Source organism: Pseudomonas sp. P5_A12 (genome assembly GCF_056400685.1).
The window spans coordinates 1-2,264 of sequence record NZ_JBFUKU010000497.1 but is presented as its reverse complement, the minus strand read 5'-3'; the positions used below and the strand labels follow the sequence as shown (position 1 = coordinate 2,264).

Here is a 2,264-nt window from a genome sequence, read left to right as displayed (position 1 = left end):
GATTGTGAGTCCGCAGGGCAGGGTTCGCGGCCCTGTGCTAAGTGCGGCGTACAAAAACTAATACACGGATAAAGTTCACGGCAAGTTATTTTTAAATTAAATAGAAGTTCGGTTTTTTCAAGTGCGACAAATCCCTGTAAAACTTTTAATTGAAGTTTTACTTGGGCGTAGTTGCTCCTTCCGACTAATAATGGTCAGAATTGAAATGAAGAGTGAATGCCTCACTCGAAGCAACTTTCATAGTTGAATCATTGACGTGACTTTAGGGGGTGGAAGTTGGCTGGGATAAACGCCGGTGCTTCCTTTCCCGTGACAAGACTCCTTCCTTAGGTTCTTGTTGCGGGGGACTGCTGCGCAGGTGCGTAGCGTCGCCCGTTCATTCGTTATTGGCAGTTCAAGAGTGAGCGTAAATCACGGCAGCCGCTATCACCGAAACGTCACTTCTCGGTGCAATTATTGGGCTTGGGAGGGAGAAATCGAGGACAAGGCTTTAGAGTGGGGCTTGCCGCCGTCGCGACAAGCGAAAACGAGCAATGAGATTGGCTCGTTCAGGCTTGCCGGTGCGGTTACCGGGATATTTTCTTGTTAAGCGCCTCAGGGCTGGCGAGGTAGCGTGTAATGACCTGGACACCCCGGTTGAGGTGATTCTCGAGCATCTTTACCGCACGCTCGATGTTGCGGTCTTCTGCGGCCCGTAACAGCGCTCGATGATCATCCTGGGACAGTTTGCCCAAGCCCATCGCTTCCAGGTTGAAGCGCAGGAAACGCTCCTCTTCGTTCAACCCTTCTTCAATCAGACTCAACAGCCGACGGTTAGGCGCCTTGCTGTACAGCGACATATGGAACAGGCGATTGAGCCGGCCAATCTCGGTGTAATCGTGCTCTGTTTCCATGTCATCGATATGACGGACAGCCTCCTCGAAGTCTGCTTTATCAAGTAATGGAATGGAGAGTCGCAGCGCCTCAGATTCCAACAAAATCCGCAGCGCATAGGTTTCAACGGCATCACCCTGAACCAGCGGTGCGACGACGGCACCTTTATGGGCGATAACGTTGAGCAGCGCCTGGGCTTCGAGCTGGCGCAAGGCTTCGCGCACGGGCATGCGGCTGACGCCGAACAGGTCCGCCAGATCTTGTTGGCGCAACGCGGTTCCGCAAGGGATGCGCCCATCGAGAATCGCCGAGCGCAGCGTTTCTTCGATCACCGAACGTGCGAGGTGAGCGGGAATCGGCCCGCTGACCTTGATGCTGCTGAGAGGGTTGGTCTTGTGTGGCACTGCTACGCACCCTATTGGACTGAAATATTTGGATCCAAAGGGACACTAGTGACTGCAACAGTGCTTGTCAAACGGGTCAGGTTCACAATCGCAATCTTTTCATGTCACCCACAATACAAAGTTTAGCCCGTAGCCCGTGATTGCACTGTGCCAGTGTCTTTTACCGGCAAACTTGCCCCATCGGCCGAACTCCATTTGCCTGACCCGGATGCCTCGCATTGTCGGTACGTTTCGCAATCCCACGGGCTTTTCGCAGGCCGGCGTCATGTTGGGCGTCGTTCACCATTCCCTTGTAGGAGCGGGCTTGCCCGCGAAGGCGTCGGTGCAGGCACCGGGAAATCTGAAGGAAAATTCCTAGGAGATTTCCTTCGAATTGCGTCGGTTTTGATGAACTTGTTCTGGGCAAAGCGCAGGTCTAGTCTGGCTTTGTCACTGAATAATCGGTGACACGGACGTGCAAGTCCGACCAAACTGTTTAGGTTGCGTATTGCCCCATTTCACGATGAGCATTTGTATGCTCGCTGCTTTATGGCGGCTGCGCGCAGGAGATCCTCGGATCTGCTGGGTGTCCTAAACAGTCCCGGTCTTGCACACCTGCGCACGGCCGCCACCCTATTCGCGTGCAAGCGAACGGTGACGGTCCCAACTGACTGTTTAGGAGATTTTCTTATGTTCAAAGTTACCCAAATCCGCCTTCTCCCCGCAGAGGCCGCCTCTTCACCGTCTCCCCCGACATCCCCACCGAAGCCCTCCTGGCCAACGCCTCCGAAGACCTGCTCTCCATCAGCGCCATCGCTGCTGACCTGGCCGACGATGTAGAAGGCTCATGCCGCTGTGTCGCGCTGGCGCTTAGTCGCATGGCCGATGGAGTTCATTTGTTGGTGGAACGGGCGCTTGATCACCTGGAGTCGCCAGAGATGGCGGAGGGTTCAGTCAAGATTTAGCAGGATGATTTTGTGGTGAGTTGAAGTCCGTCATCGCGAGCAG

Annotated in this window: 1 protein-coding gene and 1 pseudogene; one reads left to right on the top strand and one right to left on the bottom strand. The window is 54.4% G+C overall.

Translation table 11 applies throughout. The features are described 5' to 3' along the window. Nucleotides 1-566: 566 nt before the first annotated feature. Nucleotides 567-1,277 (bottom strand): GntR family transcriptional regulator, encoded by a 711-nt coding sequence (locus tag AC1DSG_RS30390; protein ID WP_477794171.1) that lies wholly within the window; start codon nt 1,275-1,277, stop codon nt 567-569. Nucleotides 1,278-1,969: 692 nt separating this feature from the next. On the opposite strand from AC1DSG_RS30390, the pseudogene AC1DSG_RS30385 reads away from it, so the two are divergent. Next, nucleotides 1,970-2,221 (top strand): annotated as a pseudogene (locus AC1DSG_RS30385) (DUF6124 family protein); the annotation flags it as partial. Nucleotides 2,222-2,264 lie beyond the last annotated feature (43 nt).